Source organism: Paraburkholderia sp. SSBN10T (genome assembly GCF_056619545.1).
The window spans coordinates 142,971-169,969 of the sequence record NZ_JBWQQI010000011.1; the positions used below are offsets into that span (position 1 = coordinate 142,971).

Sequence of the window (26,999 nt, forward strand, 5' to 3'; positions counted from 1 at the left end):
GATGCGCCGGCCGTTTACTTCGGCAACAGCACCTTGTCGACGACCATGATGACGCCATTGCTCTGGTAGACGTCATAGGTCGAGATATCGGCGGTATGGCCGCCTTCGTCGGTGACGACGATGTTATGCGGGCCGTTCTCAGAGAACGTCAGCATTTCGCCGTTGACGGTCTTAAGCGCTGCCTTGCCACCGCCTTCCCTGATCGCCGCATCGAGTCTGCGGAAATCGTAGCGTCCCGGAATCACGTGGTAAGTCAGGATGCTCGTCAACATAGCCTTGTTTTCCGGCTTCACGAGGTTGTCGACCGTGCCCGGCGGGAGTGCCGCAAACGCCTCATTGGTCGGCGCAAACACGGTGAAAGGTCCGGCGCTTTTCAGCGTATCCACGAGGCCGGCTGCCTTGACGGCTGCGACCAGCGTCGTGTGGTCCGCGGAATTGACCGCGTTGTCGACGATATCTTTGCCCGGATACATGGCTTGTCCGCCCACCATGACGGTTTCGCTGGCGGCATACGCGCTCGCGGACAGCGACAAGGCGGTCAAGGCAACATAGATCATACGTTTCATGGTGCTCTCCCCAAGGCGCAACGCACCATTGCGCTGCGTTGACGGCATATACGCAAGGGGACTTCCGCCGGATGCAACGCTTTGGGAAGAAACGGCAGCGGCGCCCAGGCCGCAGGTTTGAATGGCAGAATGCGTCATTTGCAGTTGCGCTGCCGCTGGCATCAAGAATGAATCGCTGATAAGGAGACGGTCGATGGCACTTTCCGCCTTGCTGGTATTCGCGCTCGCCCTGGGCGTGGCTGCTGCGTCACCGGGCCCGGGGATCGCAGCCCTGGTGTCCCGCGTGTTGACTCACGGCTTGCGTGACGTGTTGCCGTTTCTCGCAGCGATGTGGATCGGCGAGGTGGCGTGGCTGACCTGCGCGGTGGCGGGGCTCAGTGTGATTGCCCGCACGTTCGGAGTGGTATTCGTGTGCCTGAAGTTCGCCGGCGTCGCCTATCTGCTGTTCCTCGCCTGGAAAATGTGGTTCGCTCCCGCCGGTGACGAAGAAGGGCGCCTGCCGAGCGGTCAGTCGCCGCTGCGCATGTTCGTGGCCGGTCTGACGGTCAGTGCCAGCAACCCCAAGATCATGGTGTTCTATCTGGCGCTGTTGCCCACGTTGATCGATCTGTCGCGCGTCGGGGTCGCCGCATGGCTCGAGCTGACCTTGACGGCGCTGACAGTCTTGATCGCGGTCGACCTGGCGTGGGCGCTGCTTGCCGTGCGTGCGAGAAGGTTGCTGTCGGGGCGGCGGGCCACCCGGATCGCCAACCGCACAAGCGCGGCGGTGATGGCGGGCGCAGCCGCCGCGATTGCGACACGCTAGATCGACCCGCGGCTCTCGCGGCGCCTGCGTCGCGAAGACGCCCGCTCCAGACTCCAATCCGCTCACAACGAGACCCACACTAACGATGAGTCATCCCAACACCGAGTTGATCGCACGCTTCTACACAGCCTTCCAGAAGCGCGACGCCGAAGCAATGGGCGCGTGCTACACCGACGACGTCGTCTTCAGCGATCCGGTTTTCGGCGAGCTGCGCGGCGAGCAGGCGCGCGACATGTGGCGCATGCTGGTGGAACGCGCTCAGGAATTTTCGCTGACCTTCGACGCAGTCGATGCCAACGAGCGCACCGGCAGCGCGCATTGGGTCGCGCGCTATCTGTTCAGTCAGACGGGCCGCACGGTGGTCAACCGGATTCAGGCGCAGTTCGTGTTTCGCGACGGACGCATCGCCGAGCATCGCGACAGCTTCGATCTGTGGCGCTGGTCGGGCCAGGCTTTGGGCTTCAAGGGCGTCTTGCTCGGATGGACGCAGGCGGTTCAGCGTGCGATTCGCGCGCAGGCTCGCAAAGGCCTCGACGCTTATCGGGCGAAGCGCGCCTGAGCATCGGCTGCGGGCGTTGACCGTCGGGCCCGCTTGCACGAGGCCTGCCCGGTGATGCAGTATTTCGTCAGCGTGAGCGCCTAGCCTGAGCCGCTACCGGCTTGCCGCGCGCCGAAGCGTGTCAATGCGTGTCAACAACCATCAACACCAAAAGGACGAGCAACGATGCCTGTCGTCGATGCGGCCTGGGAGGATTGGCTGGCCACCAATGTGAAGCGTGGCTGTACCGTGGATTCGATGGTGGACGCCATGGTGCGGGCCGGTTTCGACTCGCTCTCCGCGAGCGCTGCGGTGCAGCACGCGGTCAGCGCTTTGACGGGCCAGCCTGCGGTGATGGCCGATACCGCGGCAAATGCCGGTCATGCAGGGGCGCCAGACGTGCTCCACGCACACGCCGGCGTGCAAGCCAGCGTCGTCAAACCCGCCCCCGGCGCTTATCAGTACGACGCCGCGCCGGTGGCGCGCGGCAACCTGATTCACGCGTTCGATCGTGACGTGAAAGTGCTGCTGCGCTGTGAGCGGCCACAAGTGATCGTGTTCGGCGACGTGCTTTCGCCGGACGAGTGCGGCGAGCTGATCGAGCGTTCGCGGCACCGACTCAGGCGTTCCACCATCGTCGATCCGGAGACCGGCCAGGAGGACGTGATCCGCAACCGCACGAGTGAGGGCATCTGGTTTCAGCGCGGTGAGGACGCCTTGATCGAGCGGCTCGATCAGCGCATTGCCAGCCTGATGAACTGGCCGGTGGAGAACGGCGAAGGCCTGCAGATCCTTCACTACAACACGCGCGGCGAATACCGGCCGCATTTCGACTACTTTCCGCCGGACCAGCCAGGCAGTGCGGTTCACACGGCGCGCGGCGGCCAGCGGGTGGCGACCCTGATCGTCTACCTCAACGACGTGGCGGACGGCGGCGAAACGATCTTTCCGGACGCCGGCCTGTCGGTCGCCGGCAGGCAGGGCGGCGCGGTGTACTTCCGCTACCTGAACGGCCGGCGGCAACTCGATCCGCTCACCCTGCACGGCGGCGCGCCGGTGCTGGGTGGCGAAAAATGGATCATGACGAAGTGGATGCGGGAACAACCGTATCTTTGATTGATGCCAACCCGTCAGCGCCTTGCCGCGCTGACGGGCACGTCCCGCCTCATGCCCCACCTCATGCAGCGCGTCCCACCTCATGCAGCACGGCGTCGAAGAAATGCGCTTGGGCGTCGGCATCGGAGCGCGCGTAAGCCCGGTTGATCCCGCTAATCACCGCGCGGATCGAGGCGGTAATCAGATTCGCATCGATGCCCACGCCGAACGCGCTGCCCACTACCTGCGCGCCGGCCATCTCGGCAATCGCAATCGCCTTGGCGTCGGCGCCTTGCGTGAGCGCGCGTTCCTCGTAATGCTGGATTCGCACTGGCGTACGCAGCGCGTGCATCAGCGCATCGAGCGGGCCATTGCCTTCGCCGGCCAGCACGGTGCGCTCGCCGCGGATGTCCACCGTCAGCTTGATGCGTTCGCGTCCCGCCTCTTCCGACAGCGTATGGCCGATGTAGCGCAGCGGCGCCTCGCTGCGCACATATTCGTCCTGGAACACTTCCCAGATCTGTTGAGCGGTGACTTCCTGGCCGCTGTCGTCGGTCAGTTGCTGGACCGCCGAGCTGAAGTCGACCTGCAGACGACGCGGCAGCACCACGCCATGGGTCTGCTCGAGCAGATAGGCGATGCCGCCTTTGCCCGACTGGCTGTTGACACGGATGATCGAATCGTAGGTGCGGCCCAGATCGCGCGGGTCGATCGGCAGATACGGCATTTCCCACAGCGCGTCATCCTTCTGCACGGCAAAGCCTTTCTTGATCGCGTCCTGGTGCGATCCCGAGAATGCGGTGAAGACGAGGTCGCCGACATACGGATGGCGCGGATGCACCGGCAATTGCGTGCATTCCTCGGCGGTGCGGGCGACTTCGTTGATATGCGAGAAGTCGAGGCCCGGATCGACGCCCTGGGTGTACAGGTTGAGCGCGAGCGTGACGAGGTCGACATTGCCGGTGCGCTCGCCGTTGCCGAACAGGCAGCCTTCCACGCGATCGGCGCCGGCCATCACCGCCAGTTCAGCGGCCGCGACCGCGGTGCCGCGATCGTTGTGCGGATGAACCGAGAGCAGCAGCGAGTCGCGCCGCGCCAGGTTGCGGTGCATCCATTCGATCTGATCCGCATAGAAATTCGGTGTGCCGACTTCCACGGTGGCCGGCAGGTTGACGATGGCTTTGCGTTCGGGCGTCGGTTGCCAGACGTCGAACACGGCGTCGCACACTTCCTTGGCGAAATCGAGTTCAGTGGCCGTGAAGGTCTCCGGGCTGTATTGCAGCGTGAATGCCGTTTCCGGGTTGGCGTCGACGAGCCGCTGCATTGTGCGCGCCGCATTCACCGCCAACTGCTTGACGCCGTTGCGGTCGAGTCCGAACACGATCTTGCGGAATTCCGGCGCGGTGGCGTTATACAGATGCACGATCGCACGCGGTACGCCGCGCAACGATTCGAAGGTGCGCTCGATCAGATCGTCGCGCGCCTGGGTCAGCACTTCTATCGTGACGTCATCCGGAATGTGGCCGCCCTCGATCAGTTCGCGCACGAAATTGAAGTCGGTTTCGGAGGCCGACGGAAACGCCACTTCGATTTCCTTGAAGCCGATCTGCACCAGCGTCTTGAACATGCGCATCTTGCGTTGCGCGTTCATCGGCTCGAACAGCGCCTGATTGCCGTCGCGCAGATCGGTGCTCATCCAGATCGGCGCACGCGTGATGGTGCGCGACGGCCAGGTGCGCTCAGGCAAGTTGACCGGAGTGAAAGGACGATATTTGCTAGCGGGATTTTTCAACATGTTGGGCTCGCGGGTTCAGAAAAGACATCAGGGAATCGATCGGGATTACAAGGAACGAGACGAAGCGCGGCCGCCGGTTGGCAACCGGGGCAAGGTCAGCAAAGCAGGGGAATCAGTGACGCTTCAGATGCGTTAGATGCAGGAAGCGCGTAGCAGCAGACCTAGCCCGGTGGAGCGGGCTAGTAGTAGGAGGGATAGCAGGGTCTGTGCGGAAAACATGGGCGTAATAGGATCACAAACGGCAGTTTGCGTCAAGCGACGTGCGTATGACCCATTGATTGAGCAAGGCTTAGGCGCGGCGCGTGTTGGCTGAGGCGACGCCAGGTTCTTCGACACACCAGGTCGCAGCGCGTGGCGCACCGTCCGCCGGTTAGGTGGACGCGCCACGCTACTCACCCACTCACGATGCGTCCTGACGCCGCGACCCGCCGCCGACGCTCCGACCGGCATCGTGCGCCATCTGCCAGTAACCCCACATCGACGCCAGCGTCAGCAACCCGGCGCAGAGGAAGGCGAGTCGGAAGTCGTCCAGCGTGAAGACATGCCCCGAGGTCTCGCCATTGAAGACCGCCGCGCCGCGCAACGCCACCGCGCCAAAGGCAATGCCGAGGCCGATCGTCATCTGCGCCGCGGCGCTCCACAGCGTGCTGGCCGCGCTCATCTGCGGCTGGGCGACGTCCGCATAGGCGAGGGTGGCGAGCGTCGAGAACTGCATCGAGCGCGCCACGCCGTAGACGAACACCACGAGCAGCACCCACGCGAGCGGCGACTCCGGCGTCAGCAGGCCGCAGGCGATCGTAAACACGCCGGCCACCGCGACGTCCACGATCGACACCAGCCGGAAGCCGTAACGTTGCAGGATGCGTGTGGTCAGCGCCTTCATGCCCAGGTTGCCGAGTGCGCTCGCCAGCAACAGCAACCCAGACTTGAACGCAGACAGTCCGAAGCCGATCTGGAACAGCAGCGGCATCAGATAAGGCACGGCGCCGATGCCGATGCGCGTGAACGAACCTGTTACCACCGTCACCGAGAAGGTGGGGATCTTGAGCGTCGACACGTCGATCAACGGGTGCGGATGGCGCTGCGCATGGCGGAACGCGATAAAGCCGAACACCAGCCCCGCTGCCACGAAGGCGCCTGCCACCCATGGGTTTTCGCCAGGCTGGCTGGCGAGTTCCGCGCCGTACAGGATCGACGTGAGGGTGGCGCCGCTCAGCACCAGACCGACGCTATCGAGCGGCCGGCGTTCGCTGCCGCGCAGGTTCGGCACCAGCGCAACCACGGCGGCCATCACTGCGATGCCGAACGGCACATTGAGCAGGAAGATCCAGCGCCAGTTCGCGTAGGTGGTGATGAAGCCGCCCACCGGCGGTCCGATCACCGGCGCGACAATCGCCGGCCACGTGATGGTGGAGATGGCCTGCATCAGGCGGCTCTTTTCGGTGCTGCGCACCACGATCAGCCGGCCGACCGGCACCATCATCGCCCCGCCCATGCCTTGCAGCAGACGCGCGGCGGTGAATTCCGCGACGTTTTGCGACATCCCGCACAGCACGGAGGCCAAGGTGAACACCGCGATCGCGCTGAAGAACACCGTGCGCGAACCGCAGCGGTCGGCCACCCAGCCGCTCACCGGAATGAAAATCGCCAGCGCCAGCATATAGGCGGTCATGCCGAGACTGAGGCTATTCGGACCCACGCCGAAGGAGTGCGCCATTTGCGGCAGAGCCGTGGCGATCACCGTGGTGTCGAGGTACTCCATAAAGAAGGTCGCCGCGACGATATACGGCAACCAGCCGATAAAGCCGGGGCGTGCCTGGCTGCCGGTCATCGCTGTTCCTCGCGCGGGTGGACCGTCTCTGCCTGAAGGGCGGCGTGGGCACGGGCGCGCTGACGTCCGTCCTGATGTTGGCGTCGATTCATGCTGTTGCTGCTTCCTCTAAAGCGTGTGACCAGATGGATGGCCGAGCCTGTGCCGAAACCGTTGGAAACCACCTGCGAAACAACCGTCCGGGCGGGGTGCAAACATCGAAGTATTGCTCAAATCGGCCAAACCCTGCATGCGGGACCGGCAGTTTTTCAGGCAAAGGCTGTACGGGAAGCCAGTGCGCAGGCGGTTGCGGCGGTCGTTCTACGGCTCCGAGGCAAAATAGACAATCCCAATCATGGCGATTTAAACAATCAACTTTTTCTATTAAGCGTTTCTAGACATACTGTCCTCACTTTCTCCACCACGTAACCAAGAGGACGCAGCAAATGCCGATCATCAACAGCCAAGTCAAACCTTTCAAGGCAACCGCCTACCACAACGGCGACTTCCAGACCGTCACCGAAGAAAGCCTCAAGGGCAAGTGGTCCGTGTTCGTGTTCTACCCGGCGGACTTCACGTTTGTCTGCCCGACCGAACTGGGCGACCTGGCCGATCGTTATGCCGAATTCAAGAAGCTCGGCGTTGAAATCTACAGCGTGTCGACCGATACGCATTTCACCCACAAGGCATGGCACGACACGTCGGACACGATCCAGAAGATCAAGTATCCGATGCTGGCCGATCCGACGCTGGCCATCTCGCGCAACTTCGACGTGTTGATCGAAGAAGAAGGCATGGCGTTGCGCGGCACCTTCGTGATCAACCCGGAAGGCGAGATCAAGCTGTGCGAAATCCACGACAACGGCATTGGCCGCGACGCCGGCGAACTGCTGCGCAAGGTTCAGGCAGCGCAATACATCGCGGCGCATCCGGGTGAAGTTTGCCCCGCCAAGTGGACGCCGGGCGCAGAAACGCTGACCCCGTCGCTCGACCTGGTCGGCAAGATCTAAGCACCCGCGGCCAGCTCAGCCTGGCCTCGCTGCGTCGCAGTACGCGCCACTCGCTGGCGCTCCTCCGTGCGGACCGCCTCACACCTCGTGCAGTTCGAGCTGCAGGCGGTCCGCACGACTCCTCGCCATGCCATGTGGTGGCGCCCGGAGCCTAACCCCTCGTCACGGAATTCGAATAGCCATGCTGGACGCCAATCTCAAGACTCAGTTGAAATCGTACCTGGAAAAGGTCAGCCGGCCGATCGAGATCGTCGCCTCGCTCGACGACGGCGCCAAATCGCAAGAGCTGCGGGCGCTGCTCGAGGACATCGCATCGTTGTCGGAACGCGTCAGCGTGATCGAGCGGCGCGGCGACGCCGAGCGCAAGCCGTCGTTCTCGATCGGCGAACCCGGCAAGGAAAGCGGCATCCGCTTTGCCGGCATCCCGATGGGACATGAATTCACCTCGCTCGTGCTGGCGCTGCTGCAGGTGGGCGGCCACCCGGTCAAGCTCGACGACGCGGTGATCGAACAGATCCGCGAACTCGACGGCGACTACCAGTTTGAAACCTATTTCTCGCTGTCATGCCAGAACTGCCCGGAAGTCGTGCAGGCGCTGAACGTGATGGCCTTGATCAACCCGCGCATCCGCCACGTGGCGATCGACGGCGCGGTGTTCCAGAACGAAGTCGAAGCACGCCAGATCATGGCGGTGCCGACGATGTTCCTGAACGGCGAAGTGTTCGGCCAGGGCCGTAGCGGCGTAAAGGAAATTCTCGCCAGGCTCGACACCGGTGCAGGCGCGCGTGCCGCGAAGGAACTGGCGAACAAGCTGGTATTCGACGTGCTGATCGTCGGCGGCGGCCCCGCAGGTGCGGCAGCGGCCATTTACTCGGCGCGCAAGGGCATCTCGACGGGCGTGGTCGCGGAACGCTTTGGCGGCCAGGTGCTCGACACCCTTGCCATTGAAAATTTCGTCTCCGTTCAGGAGACCGAAGGACCGAAGTTCGCCACGGCGCTCGAACAGCACGTGAAGAGCTACGAAGTGGACATCATGGATGTGCAGCGCGCCGAAGCGCTGATTCCCGGCCGCATCAACGAAGTGCGTCTGGCCAGCGGCGCGGTGCTGAAGGCGAAGACCATCGTGCTCGCCACCGGCGCCCGTTGGCGCGAAATCAACGTGCCGGGCGAGCGCGAGTACCGCAACCACGGCGTCGCCTACTGCCCGCACTGCGATGGCCCGCTGTTCAAGGGCAAGCGGGTTGCAGTGGTCGGCGGCGGCAATTCGGGCGTCGAAGCGGCGATCGATCTGGCCGGCATCGTCCGCGAAGTCACGCTGTTCGAATTCGGCACGCAACTGCGCGCTGACGAAGTGCTGCAACGCAAGCTGCGCAGCCTCGCCAACGTGACGATCGTGACCCAGGCGCAGACCACCGAGATCACCGGCGACGGCAAGAAGGTCAACGGCCTCGTTTATAAGGACTTGCGCTCGGGCGAAACGAAGCAGGTCGAGCTGGAAGGCGTGTTCGTGCAGATCGGTCTGGTGCCGAACACCGAATGGCTGAAGGGCACGGTCGAACTGTCGAAGCATGGCGAGATCGTGGTCGATGCCCGCGGCGCTACCTCGGTGCCGGGCGTGTTTGCGGCCGGCGACGTGACCACGGTGCCGTTCAAGCAGATCGTCATCGCCGTGGGCGAGGGCGCGAAGGCCTCGCTGGGCGCCTTCGATCATCTGATCCGCAACAGCGCGGAGGATGAAGTGGAAGTCGAGGAAGAGGCCGCACTCGCGGAGGGCTGAACCCACTTCGTGGACGGCGTGCGTGAGCGCGCCCTGTCTGCTGCATTGCAATGAGGCCCGCCTTTGCGCGGGCTTTGTTGTTTTCCGCTGCCGCGCCGGGTGGCGAGGAGCTTGCCAGGCCACACCGGCGCACATTACACGCGTTTCATTCACACGCTTGACACAGGCCGCTGCTGGCGCGGCTGCCGCCGCTTTGTTTGGAGTCCGATGCCTGGATTGATTGCTTGGCGGAGCGACTCGCCAGGCCATATAAATCTCAAAGCTGGACCCGACCTTTCGCCGCAAGCGCCTCGGCGCATGCGGACGACGGGCACCCTAGAACAAGGAGGGAGACAATGGCATCCACGCAAGCGGCGCCTGAGCGCTGGGTCGACGGCAAGCGCTATCTGTGGCTGCTCGGCGCGCTGACGATTACGTTGCCGCTGCACGCGGCCAATCTCGCCCTGAAGACCGGCTGGCCTATCTTCTGGTGGTTCGGCCCGATCTTCGTGTTCGGCATTATCCCGGTGCTCGACTACCTGATCGGCGACGACCCGGGCAACCCGCCCGAGGAGATCGTTCCCGTGCTCGAACGGGAGCGCTACTACCGGCGCATCGTTTACCTCGCGACGTTCATCGAATACGCCTCGTTCTTCGGCGCGGTCTGGATCGTCGGAACGCATGCGCTCGCCTGGTACGACTATCTCGGCTTTGCGCTGTCGCTCGGTGCGGCGACGGGCGTCTCGATCAATACGGCTCACGAACTCGGTCACAAGACCGACCGCTTCGAGCGTTGGCTTGCCAAGGTTACGCTGGCGCCGGTTGCCTATGGACACTTCTTCGTCGAACACAACCGCGGACACCATGTGCGGGTGGCGACGCCACCGGACCCTGCCAGTGCCCGATATGGCGAGTCGTTCTGGGCGTTCCTGCCGCGCACCGTGCTCGGCAGCATTGCGTCGGCGTGGCGGCTGGAGAAGGAGCGGCTCGCGCGCAACGGGCAATCGCCATGGAGCTGGCGCAACGAGGTACTGCATGCCTGGGCGATGACCGCCGTGCTGTGGGGCGCGATGATTGCGCTGTTCGGCCGGGTGGTGATTCCGTTCCTGCTGATTCAGGCCGCGTACGGCGCCTCGCTGCTCGAAGTGGTCAACTATCTGGAACACTACGGGCTCGGCCGCAAGCTGCTGCCGAGCGGCCGTTATGAGCGCTGTCGCCCGGAGCATTCGTGGAACAGCAATCGCATCGTCACGAACCTGTTCCTGTATCAGTTGCAGCGCCATGCCGATCATCACGCCAATCCGACCCGTTCGTATCAGGCGCTGCGCCACTTCGACGGCGCGCCGCAATTGCCGTCCGGTTACGCGACGATGATCATGTTCGCGTATGTGCCGCCTCTTTGGTTCCGTGTCATGAATCCACGCGTGGTGGCGCATTATCACGGCAATATGGAGCAGTCGAATATCAAGCCCGCGATTCGCGAGCGAGTGTTGACGCAGTTTGCCGCCGGGCGAAGCTAAGGAAGACGTAATTCCTTCTGCATGCGTCATCCTTTCCCTGCTGCGCGTTGCACCAGCCGGGGATCCGCTCAGGCTTCGCCTTGCTCCGCGTGCTCGAGGCATGCAGGCCGTTCGTCGGCGACAGCCGCGCAAACTGCGTCGGCGAAGCGCTGCAGCGAAGAGAGCGAACCGCTGACGCTGTGATAGGTTTCCCGGCCAATGCGGGCATCGAGCAGGATCTGCAACCCTGCTGTTCTGGCAATTTTGACGATATCCATGGCCGTCCCCTGGTGAAGCGGCAAGCAGACTGTAATTCCGCGTCGGGCAAAGTCGCATCCTGGTGCGCTGGATCGCTTGCTTGCGCGAATCTGGGTGATCCTGGCTGATGAAGGTGGATTACCGCGGATCACAGTCAAATCGTAGTTGCGCAATAGGGTCGCCGATGGTTCGAACAACAGGCAATAAGCGGGGCAATTCACCTGTTCGGCATACGGCATGAGCGATGCAAGGCGTGAATGTTTTTGGCGGATCGGCTCGAGCCGCGTCCGCATAGGCAATCGCCGCCAGGAAGAACCCTCGCGGCCTGGTAACTCGCCCAGTCTGACGCCCGTCAACCACTCGCCGCAATTCATCCATCGCCCATTCCATACCCCTGTAGTCGGCTGCTAGCCTGGTAGCTCGCGATCACTACAGAGGAGTTCGGAATGTCGTATCAGCAGGATTCAGACGGTATGCGCGTGGTACTCAGTGCGCCGCAACTGGCGGCCGTGCTGGCTCGCAAGTCGATCAGCCCCAGCGAAATGCTTTCCAACCGCCTGTGGGGCGGGTTGCAGGTCCTCGGCGGCGTGCTGGAAATGGTTGGGGCCGGGGCGCTGTGCGTGATGCCGGAACCGACCATGGCGAGCAAAGCCGGGTGTGTCGTGTTCGGCGTGCATGGCTCGGATACCGCCGCAGCAGGCCTGCGGCAGGTCTGGACGGGACAGGATACCGTTACGCTGACCCAGCAGGGCACGGCGAAACTGGCCGAGGCGATGAAGGCCAGCCCCGACATGGCGAACAGTATCGGCCTGTCGCTCGATATCGTCGTGCCGTTTGGTTTTGCCGGTTCGATCAAGGCAGTGCGGGCTTCGCGGATCGTGATGGGCCGCATCAACCTGATGGAACACGAAGCGGGTGCCGGGAGCAGGATTGGCGGGCATACATTCGAAAAGCACGTTGGGCGCACTGAAGCGCAGTTGCGCGAAAGACTTAGACTTGAGCCGCATCGGAAAAGAGTATCGTCATTCACCAATCTTGAACGGGCAGAATGGGCGATATCAGAAGTAATGTGCGCCAATACGGCACAACTCCAGAGCTGGGCGAAGTCTTCAGGTAGGAGTGGCCCCCTCACACTGATGCAGCGCGTGGCGGGTGATGTCGGCTATGGAATAACGAGGGAGACAGGAAAATTGACGCGGATGAATGAGGTTATAGTTGTTCTGAAATATCAAACATATAATGGAATGCCATACTACATTCTTACTGCTTATGTTGGATGAGGGAAAAACCATGCTGTCAAGCCGTTATCCAAAAATTTACCAGCTATTTGGTGCGTACCTCAATCAGGATTTTGATTTGTGGGGAAATACGATCCCGGAAATCGTCTCGTGCTACAAGAGAGACTGCCCACGGGAGAGTCATCTTGAGATGATTCATGAAATAAATTCGTTCATGAATGAACATCCCGATGATTTGGATTCAGCGTTCAAAAGGGATTACGGGCAAGATTTTGATCCGGAATTATGGGGCTACACGACCGCCTCATTTCTTGACGAATTGAAACGCCTCCTCGGCGAGTAGTCTGCTTGTCACCGCGCGTGGGCGGTTCTATACCGTCCGGCGTATTTTTGCGCGGAGGGCAGACCAGTCCCGACACGCAAATCAGGATTGGCCTGTCACTCGATAGTCGGCCCTGAACAATCCTGCGAGGCATGTGCAGTAAGGGTGTGAGTGCGAAACGGTGTTGTTGGGTTTGCAGGAAGCAGGCATATTGATGCACGAATTCTGCAAATCCTGACGGACCGCGTTGCTCAGCAAAGTCGAGCGACGTTGGAGGACCTGATCAGCCGCACGAAGCGCATTCTCACGCAGAAGCAGAGGGACAAAAACAAGCTGTATGCGCTGCATGCGCCGGAAGTCGAATGCTTGGCGAAAGGCAAAGCACGCAAGCCGTACGAATTCGGCGTGAAGGTGTCGATCACCACGACGCACAAGGAAGGTTTGGTCGTCGGAAGCTCGCTCGATGCCGGGCAATCCGTACGACGGGCATACGCTGGCCGAAGCGTTGGAGCAGGCGGCGATCCTGAGCGACGTTCAGCCGGAGATTGCTGTCGTCGACCGCGGCTACAAGGGAGTCGCCGTCGATGGGGTAAAGGTCTATCACCCGGGCTTGCGACGCGGCATCACGCGTGGGCTGCGGGCGATGATCCGGCGGCGCAGCGCGATCGAGCCGGCCATCGGGCACATAAAGGCCGACGGCAAACTCGGTCGCAATTGGCTCAAGGGTTCGTTGGGCGATGCGATTCATGCGGTGCTGTGCGGCGCTGGCCACAATCTGCGAATGATCCTGCGCAAGCTGAAGCGTTTTTACGCCCTGATTCTCGTCACCTTGCTCTGCTTCAAAACCGCTGCGCCGTCGGCGGCATAGCTTCATCACGGCAACAAAACGAATTGTTCAGGGCCGACTATCCAGATCAGAAGGGCCGAAATAAATAGGGGCGATTAATGTTGCGGTCCATCGATGCGGCAGCGATGATTTGCCGCCGCCAACGTCAAGACAAATCAGCTTAGCCGAGTGCGAACTTCAACGTGCCCAGGCTGCCGACTTCGACCACGCCATCGCTGTTGACGAAGGAACGCGTACCTTCGGCAACGATTGTGTTGTTGGTCAAATAGGCGCCGTTCCAGCTATCGACAATGTTGTAGGGACGTTGGTCGGGGCGCTGGCTGCCGCCGAAGCTAATGTTGAATGGCGCGACGCCGTCCTTGCCTTGGGCCTTGCTGAACACCCAGCCATAGTGTCCGACGTTGCCTTCGGAAGTGAACGCGCCGATCGGGCTATAGTTGGTGGTATAGACGCCGGCGATGACGCCATTGGATGGATCGGCGGACGTGATTTTGAATGTGAAATTCTTGTCCGACGAGGTATATGTGCCGGTGAGAGGTACATTTGCCATGGGAATCTCCATTTTTTACGAATTTGAAGGATGCAGTCGAGCACGTCGGTCGCGCACCTGCCAAGGCAATATATGCGTCGGATACCGTGGATACATCCTGTAAAGCTTGACAGGGCTGAAAAGCAAAGACGCATGTTTTTCCGCGTAGATTTGCTAGCGTGGTCACACATAACCCATATGCCGAATCGAGAGAGAGCCGCGCTAACACGGGCTAATTAGTCGAGCCTGAAGAATTCGGAGGGCCAGCTACGTCGGAGCTTTGAGGTCGAAATGGTGTTGCGAGATTTGCAGGAACCTGGCAGATTTTGCAGCATGCGTTCGATCTGTCCGACGAAGAGGTCGTCTGGCAATGGGTGGAGAACCCGTACTGGCAGGTCTTCACGGGCGAAACGTACCTGCAGACTGAACCACCGATCGCCCCGTCGAGCCTGACGCGCTGGCGTCAGCGCCTGGGCGAAGCCGGCGTTGAAAAGCTGCTGTCGTAGACCGCGGCGACAAGGGTGTCGTCGTTGACGGAGTGAAGATCTACCATCCGGGGTTGCGACGCGGCATCACACGCGGACTACGCGCAATGATCAGACGGCGAAGTGCAATCGAGCCAGCCATCGGCCACATGAAGACAGACGGAAAGCTCGACAGGAACTGGCTCAAAGGCGCGCTCGGCGATGCAATGCACGCGGTGCTGTGCGGCACCGGCCACAACATTCGGATGATCCTGAGGAAGCTGCGGCTTCTTTGTGTCTTCATTCTGGCTGTGTTGCTTAACCGCCTCATTGCCGCCGACGTGGTGGCGTAACGTCGGCGGCTCGGGAAACGAATTGTTCAGGACGGACTCGATATGGTCGTGCCGTTCGGTTTTGTTGGTTCAAGTTCGTGATGCTGCCAGCCAGTTGACCAGCCACAGCACGGGCCTACGGTTTAACGTAAGCCCGTGCCGCCGGTACAGCCTCTAGCGCCGGTCAAACGAATACTTGCCCGGACCGGTCACGCCCAACAACAGCAAGCCGCCGATAATACTGACGTTCTTATAGAAGTTGATCATGTTCATATACTGCTCCATGCCGCTCATGGTCCAGTAGTGGTGTGCAATCAGCGCGGTGCCGAGCGTATAGAGCGCGAGCAGCACGGCGAGGGGGCGCGTAAAGAAACCCACCACGATCGCGATGCCCACCGCAAATTCCATTACCACTGCAATCACCGCCGAAATCTCCGGCATCGGCGCGCCGGTTTGTGTCATGTAGGCCACGGTGCCCGAGAAGCCGGTCAGCTTCGACCAGCCGAACAGTACGAACAACGCCATTAGCAGAATCCGGGCGGCGAGAATCAGTTCGTCCTTGCGATTTTCAAACAGGGTATAGCGCATGATTTTCTCCTTTCAGGACCACAGTTCGGACATCTCGATGTTGCGCAGGTCGAATACCAGTACTTCGGCGTCCCGGCCTTGCGTGAACGTCAAGACCCGTTCGTTGCGCACCCGCGCGCCGTCGCCTTCCCCGAGCACCACACCGTTCACGTTTACGCTGCCGCGCGCCACGTGGACATACGCATAGCGGTCAGCCGCCAGCTCCAGCCGCGTACTTTCGTCGCCGTCGAACAGGCCCGCGTAAACCCGCGTGTCCTGCTGCACCACCAGCGACTCGTTCGCGCCGTCCGGCGAGATGACAAGACGCAGTACACCACGCTTTTCCGCTGTGCCGAAGTGGCTCTGCTGATAACGCGGCGCCGTGCCTTTGAGCGCCGGTGCAATCCATATCTGCAGGAAATGCACAGGCTCGCTGCGCGAATGGTTGTATTCGCTGTGGGCGACGCCGGTGCCTGCGCTCATCAACTGGATGTCGCCGGGCACGATCACCGAACCGGTGCCCATGGTGTCCTTGTGTTCCAGTGCGCCTTCCAGCACGTACGAAAAGATTTCCATGTCACGGTGCGGATGCTTGCCGAAGCCTTGAGCCGGGGCGACGCGGTCGTCGTTGATCACCAGCAGGTCCGAAAAGCCATTCTGCTTCGGATCGTGATAGTTGGCGAAGGAAAACGTATGACGCGAACTGAGCCAGCCGTGCTCCGCGCGGCCGCGTTGATTGGCGTGTCTGATGTCGAGCATGTTGCTTCTCCTTGATTGTGCGATCCGGCGGCAGGTTGTCGTCCGTGATCCATGAACATCAGTTTACGTCAATCAATGCGCTTATAATCATTCCAAAATATGAAACACTGTCACCTAATAGTGGACAGTGGTCGTTGGTAATCAGACTGGGCAATCAGGAGCAAGGCGATGCAACTCGATGACATGCGGATCTTCGTCGCCACGGTCGACGCGCACAATTTCACGAGCGCGGCTAACCGGCTGTCGCTGTCGAAGCAGTTCGTCAGCCGGCGCGTCATGGCGCTCGAAGAAGCGCTCGGCGTGCGTCTGCTGATTCGCAACACGCGCAAGCTGGCCGTCACCGAACTCGGCCAGGAGTTCTACGAACGGGCGAAGCGCATTCTGGGCGAGGTGGAAGAGGCGGAGCAGGCCATGTCGCTGCGGCGCAGCTCGCCGCATGGACTGCTGCGTCTGAGCGCGCCGATGTCGTTCGGCATGGTGCATCTGTCGCCGCTGGTGGCCATGTTCCTCAGGAAACACACCGACGTGCGCTTCGATATGGAGCTGAGCGACCGTACGGTCGACGTGGTCGGCGAAGGTTTCGACATGGCGATCCGCATCGGCACGCTGGCCGACTCCACGCTGATTGCGCAAAAACTCGCCGAAGTGCAGATGGTGGCCTGTTGCAGCCCGCAGTATCTGCGTAGGCGCGGCACGCCGGCCGAGCCGGCCGATCTGGAGCGCCACGCGTGCCTGGTGTACGGACATGGCGGCCCGGCGAGCTGGGAGTTCGTGGTGGACGGCGTGCACAAGGCGGTCGAGGTGCGTGGACCGCTGCGCGCGAACAACGGCGAGTTGATCCGCGATGCGGCCATCGCCGGACTCGGCATCGCGCGCCTGCCGGATTTCATCGTCTCGGCGGCGCTCAGGAGCGGCGAACTGGTCGGCGTGCTGGAGCCGTTTCTGCCGCGGGTCGCGGCGCTCTATGCCGTCTATCCGCAGCACCGGCAAAGCTCGAGCACGATCCAGGCGTTCACGACGTTCTTACGCGAGCAACTGGCGAAAAAGTTGGGTGGCTGAACGCGTCAGGGCGGCAGCGGGAGGGGGAGCGGCCGGGCACCCCACGCCGTCAAACCACGCCCAGCAGTTCCTTGAGGTGTGCTGTCCGCGAGCGGCTGACCGGAACCTGGGTTTGCTCCGCATCGTCCATCACGAGATTCACGCTCTCGTCCGATTTAACCAGTTCGAGAGCATAGGGCAGGCTCACGATATGGCTGCGATGCACCCGCAGGTAGGTGCTGTTGTCGAGCCGCAGTTCCAGGTCCGCCAGCGACAGATTCGACAGATAGCGGTCGTCCTTCGTCACGATCGTCGTGTAGTGGCCGTCGCCCTGAAAGCGCACGATGTCCTTCAGGTCGATCAGGATCACGCGGTTGCCGCGGTACACAGGAATCTTGAACAGGCGGCGCGGCGGCGGAGCGGGGCTGCCAGGGGCGCCGGTTTCGCCGGTTTGCTGCCCGGACGGCTCCGTGGTGAGGTCGGTGACGTCGTAGAAAATCATGCAGGTGCCGCACGCGCCGTGCGCGCCGCTCATCTTCGAGACCTTGATCATCAGGATGCGGTCAGGGATGTTGATCATCATCGCGACCGGCGGCGGCGATTTGACGGGGCAGCCGCCCGCATCGCGCGAGTGCAGCAAAAAGCGCAGCTTGTCGCGGCTCTTCTCCGGGTGCAGTTGCACCACATCGATACCGAACAGTTTGTCCTGCTTGACGCCAAGCGACTGTTCGCCCGCAGGACCGAGGATCTGCAGCGCGACGTCGTTGAACGCGGTGACGTGGCCTTGCTCGTCGAGCCAGACCATGCCCGGATTGAACTGTTCCAGCCGGTGCTGGAACGTCTCGCTGCGACGTGACTCGGAGGCCGGCGGCACGGCGTGCTCAAGCGGTTTCATACGGGTCTCCATGCCCTCATGGGGCGTGTCCGGGCGCCTGGGCGCACCGGATCCGCTATCTGTCCTTACCCATTTTCGCGCAAATTTCGGGGCCATTCACGCAGGTAAACCCGCCATTCGGGAACGCGGCCTCGCGATGCGGCGGCGTGCCGTGAAGCGGCTGTTGCATGAGCCTGACGAAGCGGGCCGCCCGCGGTACCTCGGTTATCGTCTGATCCGTCTCCGCTTTCATGTACGTTTTCCGCTAGTTGAGGCGCGTGTGCCGCCGTTCGGGAAATCGCATTGAATTGCTGCATTGCATTGTGAAATGCTCGAACGGGAATGAGGAGACCATCACGCTCCCGTTCGCAGGCGGATGACAATAAAGGAGGCCGGTGTGATCCCACGTCCATTCGACTATCACGCTCCGCGCAGTTTGCCGGAAGCGATCGCGCTGCTCAACCAGCACGGTGGGGCGGCCAAGCTGCTCGCCGGCGGGCACAGTCTGTTGCCGATGATGAAGCTGCGCTTTGCCGAACCGGAGCATCTGATCGACCTGGGCAAGCTGAGCGAGCTCAAAGGCATTCGCGAGGTAGACGGCCAGATCCGCATCGGTGCGATGACCACCGAAAACGAGCTGATCTGGTCCGAGCTGCTGCAAACGCGTTGCCCGTTGCTGGTGGAGGGCGCGCGGCAGATTTCGGATCCGCAGGTGCGTTATCGCGGCACGCTGGGCGGCGACATTGCCCACGGCGATCCGGGCAACGACCATCCGGCCCTGATGCTTGTACTCGATGCGGCCTTTGTACTGCTAAGCGAGCGCGGTGAACGCGTGGTGCCGGCGGACGGTTTCTTTACCGGCACCTACGCGACGCTGCTCGAACCCGACGAAATTATGACGGAGATTCGCATTCCGCTACCTGCGGCGGGTACCGGTTATTGCTACGCCAAGCTGAAGCGCAAAACCGGCGATTTCGCGACGGCGGCCACCGCGGTGACGCTGCGCATGAACGCCGGAGTCGTCAGCGAAGTACGCATTGCGCTGACGAACGTCGCCGCTACGGCGCTTCGCGCGAGCGCCGCCGAGCAGGCGCTGCGCGGCAAACCGTTGGATGAAGCGGCGCTCGGAGAAGCCGCACGCCTCGTCATGAGTATTTGCGCACCGGCAGCCGATCTGCGCGGCGACGTCGAGTACAAGACCGCGATGGCGGGCGAAATGACGCGGCGCGCCCTCGCGACTGCCTGGTCGCGCGCGGCACACTGAAACCACGAGTCCTGGAGAACACGGCATGAGCAAAAAGGTCATGGTGTCGTTCACGCTGAACGGCAAGGAAACGGATGTGGTGGTCGAGCCGCGCGAGCTGCTGATTCATACGTTACGCGAAAAATGCCTGCATACCGGGCCGCATATCGGTTGCGACACCTCGCATTGCGGCGCGTGCACGGTGGATTTCGACGGCATGTCGGTCAAGTCCTGCACGATGCTGACGGTGCAGGCCGAAGGCGCCCAGGTGCTGACCGTCGAAGGGCTGGCACAAGGCGGTGAGCTGCATGCGCTGCAGGAAGGCTTCATGCAGGAGCACGCGCTGCAATGCGGCTTCTGTACGCCCGGCATGCTGATGCGGGCGTATCGCCTGTTGCAGGAGAACCCTGAGCCGAGCGAGGAAGAGATCCGCTACTGGATGGCGGGCAACCTGTGCCGTTGTACGGGGTATCAGAACATCGTGAAAGCAGTGCAGTACGCGGCGCGCAAGCTGCGCGGCGAAGCTGTGGAAACGTCGCATCCGCTGATGGCGACGACATCCGCAGCCAGCCACTGACGATCGACAGGAGACACGCCATGGGAAATCTCGACGCCAATCTCGATCGTCTCGCCGCGCTGGAAGGCATGGGCTGCTCCCGCAAGCGCCGCGAAGATCCGCGCCTCATACAAGGCAAAGGCTCGTACGTCGACGACATCAAGATGCCGGGCATGCTGTTCGGCGTCATGGTGCGTAGTCCGTACGCGCATGCCAGAGTGAAGAAGATCGACAAATCGCGCGCGCTCGCGCATCCGGGCGTGCATGCAGTCCTCACGGCCGACGATCTGAAGCCGCTCAAGCTGCACTGGATGCCCACGCTCGCCGGCGACGTGCAGGCCGTGCTGGCCGACGAGAAAGTCTGCTTCCAGAACCAGGAGGTGGCCTTCGTGGTCGCCGACGACCGCTATGTGGCGGCCGATGCGGCCGAACTCGTCGAAGTGGAGTACGAAGAGCTGCCGGCGGTGATCGATCCGTTGGCGGCGCTCGCGCCCGATGCCCCGGTGATCCGCGAGGACATCCGCGACAAGGCGACCGGCGCGCATGGCGCTCGTCGGCATCCGAATCACATCTTCACGTGGAATATCGGCGACAAGGACAAGACCGATCGCGTATTCGACCATGCCGAGGTGACCGTCAAGCAGGAGATGCTGTATCCGCGCGTGCATCCTTGTCCGCTGGAAACCTGCGGCTGCGTCGCCTCGTTCGACAAGGTGCGCGGCGATCTGACGGTGTATATCACGTCGCAGGCGCCGCACGTGGTGCGCACCGTGGTCGGACTGCTGTCGACGATTCCGGAGTCGAAAATCCGCATTATCTCGCCCGATATCGGCGGCGGCTTCGGCAACAAGGTCGGGGTCTATCCGGGCTATGTGACCGCGATCGTGGCGTCGATCGTACTGGGGCGGCCGGTCAAGTGGATCGAGTCGCGCTCGGAAAATCTCAGCAGCACTGCGTTTGCGCGCGATTATCTGATGACGGGCGAACTGGCCGCGGATAAGGACGGCCGTATCAAGGCGCTGCGTGTGCATGTGACGGCGGACCACGGCGCGTTCGACGCCTGCGCCGACCCGACCAAATGGCCGGCCGGCATGTTCCACGTCTGCACCGGCTCGTATGCGATTCCGAATGCGTTCGTCTCGGTGGACGGGGTCTACACCAACAAGTTTCCGGGCGGGGTCGCCTACCGTTGCTCGTTCAGGGTGACGGAGGCGGTGTATCTGATCGAACGGATGGTCGACGTGCTGGCGCAGAAGCTCGGCATCGACAAGGCCGAAATCCGCCTGCGCAATTTCATCCGCAAGGAGCAGTTCCCCTATACGACGCCGCTCGGGCTCGAATACGATTCGGGCGATTACGAGCCGGCATTGCAGAAAGTGCTTGCCGCGGTCGACTATCCGGCGCTGCGCGCCGAGCAGGCCACGCGCCGCGCCGATCCTCGCGCGGAGTGGCTGATGGGGATCGGCGTAGTGAATTTCACGGAAATCGTCGGCGCCGGGCCGTCGAAGATGTGCGACATCCTCGGCGTCGGCATGTTCGATTCCTGTGAAATCCGCGTGCATCCGGATGGCTCAGCCGTCGCGCGGATGGGCACGATCACGCAGGGACAGGGCCATCAGACCACTTACGCGCAAATCATCGCCTCTGAAGCCGGCATTCCGGCCCCGGTGATTACGGTGGAAGAAGGCGACACCTCGACCGCGCCCTATGGACTCGGCACTTACGGCTCGCGCTCCACGCCGGTCGCGGGGGCGGCGGTGGCCCGCGCGTCGCGCAAGATTCGCGAGAAGGCGCGCCAGATTGCGGCGCATCTGCTGGAAGCGAGTCCGGGCGATGTGGAGTTCGATCTCGACCGCTTCGTACTGAAGGGCTCGCCCGAGCAGTTCAAGACCATCAAGGAAGTAGCCTGGGCAGCCTATAACAACGTGCCCGAGGGCATGGAAATGGGCCTCGAGGCGGTCGACTACTACGATCCGCCCAACTTCACGTTCCCGTTCGGCGCTTATGTCTGCGTGCTGGAAGTGAACCGCTATACCGGCGAGACGCGCGTGCGCCGCTTCTATGCGCTCGACGACTGCGGCACGCGCATCAATCCGATGATTATCGAAGGGCAGATTCACGGCGGCCTCACCGAAGGCTTCGCGGTTGCGATGGGGCAGGAGATGCCCTACGACGAAGCCGGCAATCTGCTCGGCGCGACGCTGCTCGATTATTTCGTGCCGACCTCGGTCGAGACGCCGCATTGGGAGACCGACTTCACCGTGACGCCGTCGCCCCATCATCCGATTGGCGCGAAAGGGGTTGCGGAGTCGCCGCATGTCGGCTCGATTCCGTGTTTCACCGCGGCGATGGTCGATGCGTTTGCGCATCTGGGCGTCACCCACATGAACATGCCGCACAACGCCTGGCGCGTCTGGCAGCAATGCCGGGCGCTGGGGCTGACGCGGCAGTAGCGCGGCGGCTGTGCGTATGGTTGGGCGTCGCTCAGGTTTCGGCATAGCGCACCACCGTCAAAGGATGCTGAGATGAAAGTCGTACTCGACAAGGTATTTCCGCTTGCTGCCAGCGCCGATAACGCGTGGCAACTGCTGCAGGACATCGAGACCGTGGCTGGCTGCATGCCGGGCGCGAAGATTACCGAACGCGTCGACGCGACGCATTACAAAGGCACCATCACCGTGAAGCTCGGGCCGGCCACGATGTCGTTCAAGGGCGAGATCGAGGTGCTGGATCTGGATGCCGCCGCGCGTAGCCTGCATATGGTGGGCAAGGGTACGGATGCAACCGGCGCCTCGGCGGCGTCGATGGATCTGGGCGCCTCGGTCCAGCAGACCGGCGAGACCTGCGCGCTGGCCGGCAAGAGCGAAGTCACGATGAGCGGCAAAGCGGCCGCGCTGGGCGGGCGGCTGATGCAGCCGGTCGCGGATCAGATGCTCAAGCAGTTTGTGGCGAATTTCGCGGCGCGCTTGCAGGCGATGCAGACGCCTGCGGAAGCTCGCGCGCAGGCGGCCACGCCCGACGGTGCGTCCACGGGCTCATCCAGCGACGCGACGCCTGCTGCTTCTGCGGCCTCCGCGTCTGAACCCGCGCCGCCTCCAGCGGAGCTGAACGGCTTCGCTTTCGCCTGGGCGATCTTGCGCGACTGGGTGCGCGGCCTGTTCTCGCGCAAGACGGCCTGAGCGGCGAGCGCACCATGTCGACCGACCGCATGAGCGATGTCGTCAGCCTGCAGCAGCGGCTGGAACAGCACGGCTTCATCGCCGAGCGCAGTTTCGCCGCAACGCTGCTGCTGACCATGGAAATGCGCCGGCCGTTGCTGCTCGAAGGCGAGGCCGGGGTCGGCAAGACCGAAGTTGCGAAAGCGCTCGCACGGCTGCTCGATACGCGGCTCATCCGGCTGCAGTGCTACGAAGGTCTCGACGCGCATTCCGCCCTGTACGAGTGGAATTACCAGCACCAGTTGCTGGCGATCAAACTGCTGGAGCAGGACTCGCGGCCGGTGCGCGACAAGGAGCAGGACATCTTCTCCGAGCGCTATCTGCTCAAACGCCCGCTGCTCGAAGCAATCACGACGACGCCCGCAGCGGTCCTGCTGATCGACGAAATCGACCGCACCGACGAAGCGTTCGAAGCCTATCTGCTGGAGTTGCTGTCCGACTTCCAGATGTCGATACCTGAACTCGGCGTGATCCGCGCGACGGAACGGCCGTTCGTGATCCTCACCTCGAACGGCACACGCGAGATTTCGGATGCCTTGCGGCGCCGCTGTCTCTATCAGTACATCGATTATCCGAGCTTCGACAAGGAACTGCTGATCGTGCGCAGCCAGGTGCCGGAAGTACCGGAGAAGCTCGCCCGGCAGATGGTCGAATTCATGCAATCGGTGCGGCAGATGGATCTGCAGAAAAAGCCGGGGCTCGCCGAAACGCTCGACTGGGTTGCGGCCTTGCTGCGCCTTGGCGTGAGCGCAATCGACGAAGACGGCGTGGAGCGCATCATGGATTCGCTCGCGGCCCTCGTCAAAACGCGCGAGGATCAGGCCGGTCTGACGCGGCCTGTGGTCGAAAAGCTGGTGGCATCATGTTGAGCGGCATCGCCTGCGCCGCCGCTGGTCGCGCGCCGCCGCCCAGCCTCGAAGGCACGCTCGTGGCGCGCTACACGGGGTTTGCCGGCTGGCTGCGGGCGAACGATTTTCGTTTAAGCAGCAGCGATATGGCCGCAGCGCTGGAGGTGGCCGAGCGCATGGGGCAACTGGACAGCACGCTGTTGCGCTGGAGCCTGCGGGCCTTGCTGTGTTCGCGGGCGCAGGAGTGGCGCCGCTTCGACGAACTGTTCGACGCGTACTTTCTCGCACCGAATCGCCGCCAGCTGGTGGAAACGCGGGCGAACCGCGCGGGCCGCATCGATACCCGCAGCGCGGGCGACACCGCAGGTCCGCGCGACGAAAGCGAAGGCACGCCGCTTGGCCTCGACAGTGGTACCGCGGCCGATCCCGCGTTGGCGCAAGGCGCGACGGCCGAGCAGGGCGCATCCGCCGAGGCTACGCTTGCCCACGCGGATTTCGGACATCTGCATCAGCCCGCCGAGCTGTTTGCGATCGACGCGGCGATCCGCCGCTTCGCCCAGCGTCTGCGGGGCATCCAGTTGCGTCGCGAACAGCACGCGAACAGCGGCCGGGTCGTCGATATGGCGTGGACGATCCGGCATAGCGTGGCGCGCGGCGGCGTGCCGCTCGAACTGGGCTGGCGCAGGAAGCGGCGCCAGCGTCCACGCATCGTGCTGCTGCTCGACGTGAGCCGCTCGATGAGCCTGTACAGCTTCTTCTATCTGCGGCTCGCGCGGGTGCTGGGCACACGGGTGTCGGACGTGCATTGCTTCATTTTCCACACGCGGCTGGCGGGCATCGGACAGGCGTTGCGCGACCCGGATCCGTGGCGCTCGCAGGAACGCTTGCAGCTTCTGTCAGCCGGCTGGGGCGGGGGCACCCGCATCGGCGACAGCCTCGGCGAATTCCATCAGCAGTACGCAGCGAAGCTGCTGCATGCGCGTACCGCCGTGGTGGTCGTGAGCGACGGCTACGACGCCGGTGAACCCGAGCGTCTGCAGCAGGCGCTGGCCGCGATCCGCCGCCGCTGCCGCACGCTGGTCTGGCTCGACCCGCTGGCGAGCCGCGCCGGCTTCACCCCGGCGAGCGCCGGCATGCAAGCGGCGCTGCCGTATATCGATCTGCTGGCAGGCGCGCACGACCTGGCGAGTCTCGAACGCGTGCTGCCGCAAGTACTGGCGGTTCTGCAATGAGTACCGAGACCACACAAACCCTCCTGCAACTCGAGCAGCGGCTCATCGAGCAGTGCGAGCCGTTTGCGGTGGCGACCGTGATCCGCGCCGCGCCGCCGACCTCCGCCTGGGTCGGGGCGCAAGCCTTGATCGACGGCAACGGCGAGCTGCATGGCTGGATCGGCGGCGGCTGCTCGCGGACGATCGTGATTCAGGCCGCGCAAGAGGCGATCCGCACGGGGCAACCGAAGCGCCTTCGCATCGGTAACGAGGCCGGCGTGTCGCCGGCCGACCGCGAGGCGGGGATCGAGGCGCACGCGATGCCGTGCGCCAGCAACGGCGCAATCGAACTGTTTATCCAGCCGACCCTGCCCGCGCCGTCGATTCTCGTGCTCGGCTCGACCCCCACCGCGCTCGAAGCCTGTGTGCTGGCGCAGCGGGTCGGCTTGCGCGTCAGTGCCGCGGCCACCGTCACGGCACCGCTGGCAGGTCTCGGATTGGCGCGCGTGTTGCAAGGTTTCGACGCCGCAGCATTCGACAACCTGAAGCCGCAACTGATTCTGGTCGCGACCCAAGGCGACAATGACGAGGCGGCGCTCGAAGCCGCGTTGCGCAGCGAGGCCGCGGGCGTATTGCTGGTGGCCAGCCGCCGCAAGGCCGACGCCCTGCGCGACGCGATGCGAGCGCGCGGCATTGCGGCCGCGCGGCTTGCGGCGCTGCATGCACCCGCGGGTCCGTCGATCCATGCTCACACGCCCCAGGAGATTGCCTTGGGCGCGGTCGCCGGTCTGGTGATGCTGCGCCGTGAACAGGAGGAAGCGGTGGCGTTGGTCGACCGCTCGGCGCCGGTGAGCGGGGAAGTGGTGCCGGGCTTGCCGCCGTGCGAATCGATGGCCTCGGTCGAGCCGCTGGGTGGGGGCGGGCGCTATGTGAATCCGGTGTGCGGCATGGCGGTCGAGATCGCGTCGGCGAAGCACGTGATCGAATGGGGCGGTCAGCGCATCTATTTCTGTTGCGACGGCTGCAAGATCGAGTTCGAACGCGAACCGGAAAAGTATTTGCACGTGGCGGCGAGTATTCAGGCCGGGCCGCCCGTATTAGCAGCGGAAACACGGGCCGAAGCGCAGGCCAGTCAACCGGCTGAACCGCTGGAGAAGCCATGAACCTCGGGACGAATCGCAGCGAGCTGCCGCCGACGCCGGTTTTCTCCGCGGTCGTGCTGGCGGCGGGCACGTCATCGAGAATGCAAGGACAGCATAAACTGCTGTTGCCGGTCGGCGGCGAACCGGCCGTGCGGCGCACGGTGAGCGCGCTGAGCGCCGCCGGGCCGGCAGAGATTGTCGTGGTGACGGGATTCAAGGGGCGCGCTGTGATGGAAGCGCTCGACGGTTTGCCGGTGCGGTTCCAGCCCAATCCGCGTTACGAGGAAGGGCAAATGACCTCGGTGGCGGCGGGAGTGGCCGCGCTGGCTGCACCCTGCGACGTCGTGCTGGTCTGCCTCGCCGATCAGGTTTTGCTCGGCGCTGCGGATTACCGCGAACTGGTCGACGCTTACGCGGCAATGCCGCGCGGTTCGATCCTTGTGCCCACTTTCAACGGACAGCGGGGCAATCCGGTGGCTTTTTCAGTGAGCTATGCCGCGGAGGTCGTCAGTGGCCATATCAATCCGGGGTGCCGCAAGCTGATTGCCGAACACCCGGATGAGGTGTCTATCCATGAAGCTGCCCACGACCGCTTCACGACCGATATGGATACCCCGGAAGACTATGCGCGGATTCTGGCGCGCCTCGCTGACGTGGGTGTGGATGTTGGTTGACGTGG

Annotated in this window: 25 protein-coding genes and 3 pseudogenes; 20 read left to right on the forward strand and 8 right to left on the reverse strand. The window is 63.0% G+C overall.

Annotated features, from left to right (window positions below; genetic code table 11):
* Positions 1-14: 14 nt before the first annotated feature.
* On the reverse strand, positions 15-566 hold the full coding sequence (locus tag AC1ECK_RS18580; RefSeq protein WP_480321423.1) for a fasciclin domain-containing protein: 552 nt from the start codon (positions 564-566) through the stop codon (positions 15-17).
* A gap of 193 nt (positions 567-759) precedes the next feature.
* Between AC1ECK_RS18580 and AC1ECK_RS18585 the strand changes: the two genes are divergently transcribed.
* From AC1ECK_RS18585 to AC1ECK_RS18595, 3 genes are all read left to right on the forward strand, one after another.
* Entirely contained in the window at positions 760-1,371 is a 612-nt protein-coding gene (locus AC1ECK_RS18585) for a LysE family translocator (RefSeq protein WP_480321424.1), read from the forward strand.
* Positions 1,372-1,456: 85 nt separating this feature from the next.
* Complete coding sequence (locus tag AC1ECK_RS18590) at positions 1,457-1,930, forward strand: nuclear transport factor 2 family protein (protein WP_480321425.1); 474 nt, start codon at positions 1,457-1,459, stop codon at positions 1,928-1,930.
* A 165-nt stretch (positions 1,931-2,095) separates the two neighbouring features.
* A complete protein-coding gene (locus AC1ECK_RS18595) occupies positions 2,096-3,025 on the forward strand; it encodes a 2OG-Fe(II) oxygenase (RefSeq protein ID WP_480321426.1) in 930 nt (309 codons plus the stop codon).
* Between the two features lie 61 nt (positions 3,026-3,086).
* Here the strand turns inward: AC1ECK_RS18595 and leuA are convergent, their stop codons facing one another.
* Together leuA and AC1ECK_RS18605 are read right to left on the reverse strand one after the other, a co-directional pair.
* Positions 3,087-4,799, reverse strand: a complete 1,713-nt coding sequence (gene leuA / locus AC1ECK_RS18600) for a 2-isopropylmalate synthase (protein ID WP_480321427.1) — start codon at positions 4,797-4,799, stop codon at positions 3,087-3,089.
* Between the two features lie 400 nt (positions 4,800-5,199).
* Complete coding sequence (locus AC1ECK_RS18605; RefSeq protein WP_480321428.1) at positions 5,200-6,630, reverse strand: MFS transporter; 1,431 nt, start codon at positions 6,628-6,630, stop codon at positions 5,200-5,202.
* A 425-nt stretch (positions 6,631-7,055) separates the two neighbouring features.
* Here AC1ECK_RS18605 and ahpC point away from each other — a divergent pair, with 425 nt between their 5' ends.
* The 3 genes from ahpC to AC1ECK_RS18620 all read left to right on the forward strand — a co-directional run bounded on the left by ahpC (position 7,056) and on the right by AC1ECK_RS18620 (position 10,895).
* Complete coding sequence (gene ahpC, locus AC1ECK_RS18610; protein WP_480321429.1) at positions 7,056-7,619, forward strand: alkyl hydroperoxide reductase subunit C; 564 nt, start codon at positions 7,056-7,058, stop codon at positions 7,617-7,619.
* Between the two features lie 181 nt (positions 7,620-7,800).
* Positions 7,801-9,396 carry an alkyl hydroperoxide reductase subunit F gene (gene ahpF / locus AC1ECK_RS18615; RefSeq protein ID WP_480321430.1) on the forward strand — a complete coding sequence of 532 codons (1,596 nt, stop codon included), beginning with the start codon at positions 7,801-7,803 and terminating at the stop codon, positions 9,394-9,396.
* A gap of 335 nt (positions 9,397-9,731) precedes the next feature.
* Positions 9,732-10,895 (forward strand): alkane 1-monooxygenase, encoded by a 1,164-nt coding sequence (locus AC1ECK_RS18620; protein ID WP_480321431.1) that lies wholly within the window; start codon positions 9,732-9,734, stop codon positions 10,893-10,895.
* 68 nt (positions 10,896-10,963) lie between these two features.
* On the opposite strand, the gene AC1ECK_RS18625 is transcribed toward AC1ECK_RS18620, so the two are convergent.
* Positions 10,964-11,425, reverse strand: a complete 462-nt coding sequence (locus tag AC1ECK_RS18625; protein ID WP_480321432.1) for a hypothetical protein — start codon at positions 11,423-11,425, stop codon at positions 10,964-10,966.
* 153 nt (positions 11,426-11,578) lie between these two features.
* On the opposite strand from AC1ECK_RS18625, the gene AC1ECK_RS18630 reads away from it, so the two are divergent.
* The 3 genes and pseudogenes from AC1ECK_RS18630 to AC1ECK_RS18640 form a co-directional block, all read left to right on the forward strand.
* A complete protein-coding gene (locus tag AC1ECK_RS18630; RefSeq protein WP_480321433.1) occupies positions 11,579-12,412 on the forward strand; it encodes an RNase A-like domain-containing protein in 834 nt (277 codons plus the stop codon).
* A gap of 10 nt (positions 12,413-12,422) precedes the next feature.
* The gene (locus AC1ECK_RS18635) at positions 12,423-12,713 is read left to right on the forward strand and encodes a contact-dependent growth inhibition system immunity protein (protein ID WP_480321434.1); all 291 of its coding nucleotides are present in this window, start codon (positions 12,423-12,425) and stop codon (positions 12,711-12,713) included.
* A gap of 222 nt (positions 12,714-12,935) precedes the next feature.
* A pseudogene (locus tag AC1ECK_RS18640) lies at positions 12,936-13,560 on the forward strand (transposase); the annotation flags it as partial.
* Positions 13,561-13,699: 139 nt separating this feature from the next.
* On the opposite strand, the gene AC1ECK_RS18645 reads toward AC1ECK_RS18640, so the two are convergent.
* Positions 13,700-14,089, reverse strand: a complete 390-nt coding sequence (locus tag AC1ECK_RS18645) for a hypothetical protein (RefSeq protein WP_124499068.1) — start codon at positions 14,087-14,089, stop codon at positions 13,700-13,702.
* A gap of 305 nt (positions 14,090-14,394) precedes the next feature.
* Here AC1ECK_RS18645 and AC1ECK_RS18650 point away from each other — a divergent pair.
* Positions 14,395-14,571 (forward strand): annotated as a pseudogene (locus AC1ECK_RS18650) (transposase); the annotation flags it as partial.
* A pseudogene (locus tag AC1ECK_RS18655) lies at positions 14,565-14,885 on the forward strand (IS5/IS1182 family transposase); the annotation flags it as partial. The pseudogenes AC1ECK_RS18650 and AC1ECK_RS18655, both read left to right, overlap by 7 nt.
* A 153-nt stretch (positions 14,886-15,038) precedes the next feature.
* Here the strand turns inward: AC1ECK_RS18655 and AC1ECK_RS18660 are convergent.
* The gene (locus AC1ECK_RS18660) at positions 15,039-15,452 is read right to left on the reverse strand and encodes a DoxX family protein (protein ID WP_480321435.1); all 414 of its coding nucleotides are present in this window, start codon (positions 15,450-15,452) and stop codon (positions 15,039-15,041) included.
* 12 nt (positions 15,453-15,464) lie between these two features.
* Entirely contained in the window at positions 15,465-16,190 is a 726-nt protein-coding gene (locus AC1ECK_RS18665; RefSeq protein WP_480321436.1) for a pirin family protein, read from the reverse strand.
* A gap of 168 nt (positions 16,191-16,358) precedes the next feature.
* Here AC1ECK_RS18665 and AC1ECK_RS18670 point away from each other — a divergent pair, with 168 nt between their 5' ends.
* Positions 16,359-17,249: a LysR family transcriptional regulator gene (locus AC1ECK_RS18670; protein WP_480321437.1), complete on the forward strand. Its 891-nt coding sequence runs from the start codon at positions 16,359-16,361 to the stop codon at positions 17,247-17,249.
* A 49-nt stretch (positions 17,250-17,298) separates the two neighbouring features.
* Here AC1ECK_RS18670 and AC1ECK_RS18675 read toward each other — a convergent pair whose 3' ends face one another.
* A complete protein-coding gene (locus AC1ECK_RS18675) occupies positions 17,299-18,123 on the reverse strand; it encodes a LytR/AlgR family response regulator transcription factor (RefSeq protein WP_480321438.1) in 825 nt (274 codons plus the stop codon).
* 376 nt (positions 18,124-18,499) lie between these two features.
* Here AC1ECK_RS18675 and AC1ECK_RS18680 point away from each other — a divergent pair, with 376 nt between their 5' ends.
* The 8 genes from AC1ECK_RS18680 to AC1ECK_RS18715 all read left to right on the forward strand — a co-directional run bounded on the left by AC1ECK_RS18680 (position 18,500) and on the right by AC1ECK_RS18715 (position 26,994).
* The gene (locus AC1ECK_RS18680; protein ID WP_480321439.1) at positions 18,500-19,366 is read left to right on the forward strand and encodes an FAD binding domain-containing protein; all 867 of its coding nucleotides are present in this window, start codon (positions 18,500-18,502) and stop codon (positions 19,364-19,366) included.
* 25 nt (positions 19,367-19,391) lie between these two features.
* A complete protein-coding gene (locus AC1ECK_RS18685) occupies positions 19,392-19,922 on the forward strand; it encodes a (2Fe-2S)-binding protein (RefSeq protein WP_480321440.1) in 531 nt (176 codons plus the stop codon).
* A 20-nt stretch (positions 19,923-19,942) separates the two neighbouring features.
* Positions 19,943-22,354 carry an aerobic carbon-monoxide dehydrogenase large subunit gene (locus AC1ECK_RS18690; protein WP_480321441.1) on the forward strand — a complete coding sequence of 804 codons (2,412 nt, stop codon included), beginning with the start codon at positions 19,943-19,945 and terminating at the stop codon, positions 22,352-22,354.
* Positions 22,355-22,426: 72 nt separating this feature from the next.
* A complete protein-coding gene (locus tag AC1ECK_RS18695; RefSeq protein ID WP_480321442.1) occupies positions 22,427-23,080 on the forward strand; it encodes an SRPBCC family protein in 654 nt (217 codons plus the stop codon).
* 14 nt (positions 23,081-23,094) lie between these two features.
* Positions 23,095-23,988, forward strand: coding sequence for an AAA family ATPase (locus AC1ECK_RS18700; RefSeq protein WP_480321443.1), 894 nt, complete (start codon positions 23,095-23,097; stop codon positions 23,986-23,988).
* The gene (locus AC1ECK_RS18705) at positions 23,982-25,199 is read left to right on the forward strand and encodes a vWA domain-containing protein (RefSeq protein WP_480321444.1); all 1,218 of its coding nucleotides are present in this window, start codon (positions 23,982-23,984) and stop codon (positions 25,197-25,199) included. The genes AC1ECK_RS18700 and AC1ECK_RS18705 overlap by 7 nt, the downstream gene beginning before the upstream one ends.
* Complete coding sequence (locus tag AC1ECK_RS18710) at positions 25,196-26,341, forward strand: XdhC family protein (RefSeq protein WP_480321445.1); 1,146 nt, start codon at positions 25,196-25,198, stop codon at positions 26,339-26,341. Before AC1ECK_RS18705 ends, AC1ECK_RS18710 begins: the two co-directional genes overlap by 4 nt.
* Positions 26,338-26,994, forward strand: coding sequence for a nucleotidyltransferase family protein (locus AC1ECK_RS18715; protein ID WP_480321446.1), 657 nt, complete (start codon positions 26,338-26,340; stop codon positions 26,992-26,994). Before AC1ECK_RS18710 ends, AC1ECK_RS18715 begins: the two co-directional genes overlap by 4 nt.
* Positions 26,995-26,999: the final 5 nt, after the last annotated feature.

Excerpts from the sequence above, each read along its gene's own strand:
- AC1ECK_RS18630 (WP_480321433.1), top strand. The coding sequence starts at position 11,579 with ATGTCGTATCAGCAGGATTCAGACGGTATGCGCGTGGTACTCAGTGCG.
- ahpC (WP_480321429.1), top strand. The coding sequence starts at position 7,056 with ATGCCGATCATCAACAGCCAAGTCAAACCTTTCAAGGCAACCGCCTAC.
- AC1ECK_RS18705 (WP_480321444.1), top strand. The coding sequence starts at position 23,982 with ATGTTGAGCGGCATCGCCTGCGCCGCCGCTGGTCGCGCGCCGCCGCCC.
- AC1ECK_RS18685 (WP_480321440.1), top strand. The coding sequence starts at position 19,392 with ATGAGCAAAAAGGTCATGGTGTCGTTCACGCTGAACGGCAAGGAAACG.
- AC1ECK_RS18690 (WP_480321441.1), top strand. The coding sequence starts at position 19,943 with ATGGGAAATCTCGACGCCAATCTCGATCGTCTCGCCGCGCTGGAAGGC.
- AC1ECK_RS18620 (WP_480321431.1), top strand. The coding sequence starts at position 9,732 with ATGGCATCCACGCAAGCGGCGCCTGAGCGCTGGGTCGACGGCAAGCGC.
- AC1ECK_RS18700 (WP_480321443.1), top strand. The coding sequence starts at position 23,095 with ATGTCGACCGACCGCATGAGCGATGTCGTCAGCCTGCAGCAGCGGCTG.
- AC1ECK_RS18580 (WP_480321423.1), bottom strand. The coding sequence starts at position 566 with ATGAAACGTATGATCTATGTTGCCTTGACCGCCTTGTCGCTGTCCGCG.
- AC1ECK_RS18710 (WP_480321445.1), top strand. The coding sequence starts at position 25,196 with ATGAGTACCGAGACCACACAAACCCTCCTGCAACTCGAGCAGCGGCTC.
- AC1ECK_RS18590 (WP_480321425.1), top strand. The coding sequence starts at position 1,457 with ATGAGTCATCCCAACACCGAGTTGATCGCACGCTTCTACACAGCCTTC.
- AC1ECK_RS18595 (WP_480321426.1), top strand. The coding sequence starts at position 2,096 with ATGCCTGTCGTCGATGCGGCCTGGGAGGATTGGCTGGCCACCAATGTG.
- AC1ECK_RS18715 (WP_480321446.1), top strand. The coding sequence starts at position 26,338 with ATGAACCTCGGGACGAATCGCAGCGAGCTGCCGCCGACGCCGGTTTTC.
- AC1ECK_RS18675 (WP_480321438.1), bottom strand. The coding sequence starts at position 18,123 with ATGAAACCGCTTGAGCACGCCGTGCCGCCGGCCTCCGAGTCACGTCGC.
- AC1ECK_RS18665 (WP_480321436.1), bottom strand. The coding sequence starts at position 16,190 with ATGCTCGACATCAGACACGCCAATCAACGCGGCCGCGCGGAGCACGGC.
- AC1ECK_RS18670 (WP_480321437.1), top strand. The coding sequence starts at position 16,359 with ATGCAACTCGATGACATGCGGATCTTCGTCGCCACGGTCGACGCGCAC.
- AC1ECK_RS18635 (WP_480321434.1), top strand. The coding sequence starts at position 12,423 with ATGCTGTCAAGCCGTTATCCAAAAATTTACCAGCTATTTGGTGCGTAC.
- AC1ECK_RS18625 (WP_480321432.1), bottom strand. The coding sequence starts at position 11,425 with ATGCGGACGCGGCTCGAGCCGATCCGCCAAAAACATTCACGCCTTGCA.
- AC1ECK_RS18645 (WP_124499068.1), bottom strand. The coding sequence starts at position 14,089 with ATGGCAAATGTACCTCTCACCGGCACATATACCTCGTCGGACAAGAAT.
- AC1ECK_RS18605 (WP_480321428.1), bottom strand. The coding sequence starts at position 6,630 with ATGACCGGCAGCCAGGCACGCCCCGGCTTTATCGGCTGGTTGCCGTAT.
- leuA (WP_480321427.1), bottom strand. The coding sequence starts at position 4,799 with ATGTTGAAAAATCCCGCTAGCAAATATCGTCCTTTCACTCCGGTCAAC.
- AC1ECK_RS18695 (WP_480321442.1), top strand. The coding sequence starts at position 22,427 with ATGAAAGTCGTACTCGACAAGGTATTTCCGCTTGCTGCCAGCGCCGAT.
- AC1ECK_RS18660 (WP_480321435.1), bottom strand. The coding sequence starts at position 15,452 with ATGCGCTATACCCTGTTTGAAAATCGCAAGGACGAACTGATTCTCGCC.
- AC1ECK_RS18585 (WP_480321424.1), top strand. The coding sequence starts at position 760 with ATGGCACTTTCCGCCTTGCTGGTATTCGCGCTCGCCCTGGGCGTGGCT.
- ahpF (WP_480321430.1), top strand. The coding sequence starts at position 7,801 with ATGCTGGACGCCAATCTCAAGACTCAGTTGAAATCGTACCTGGAAAAG.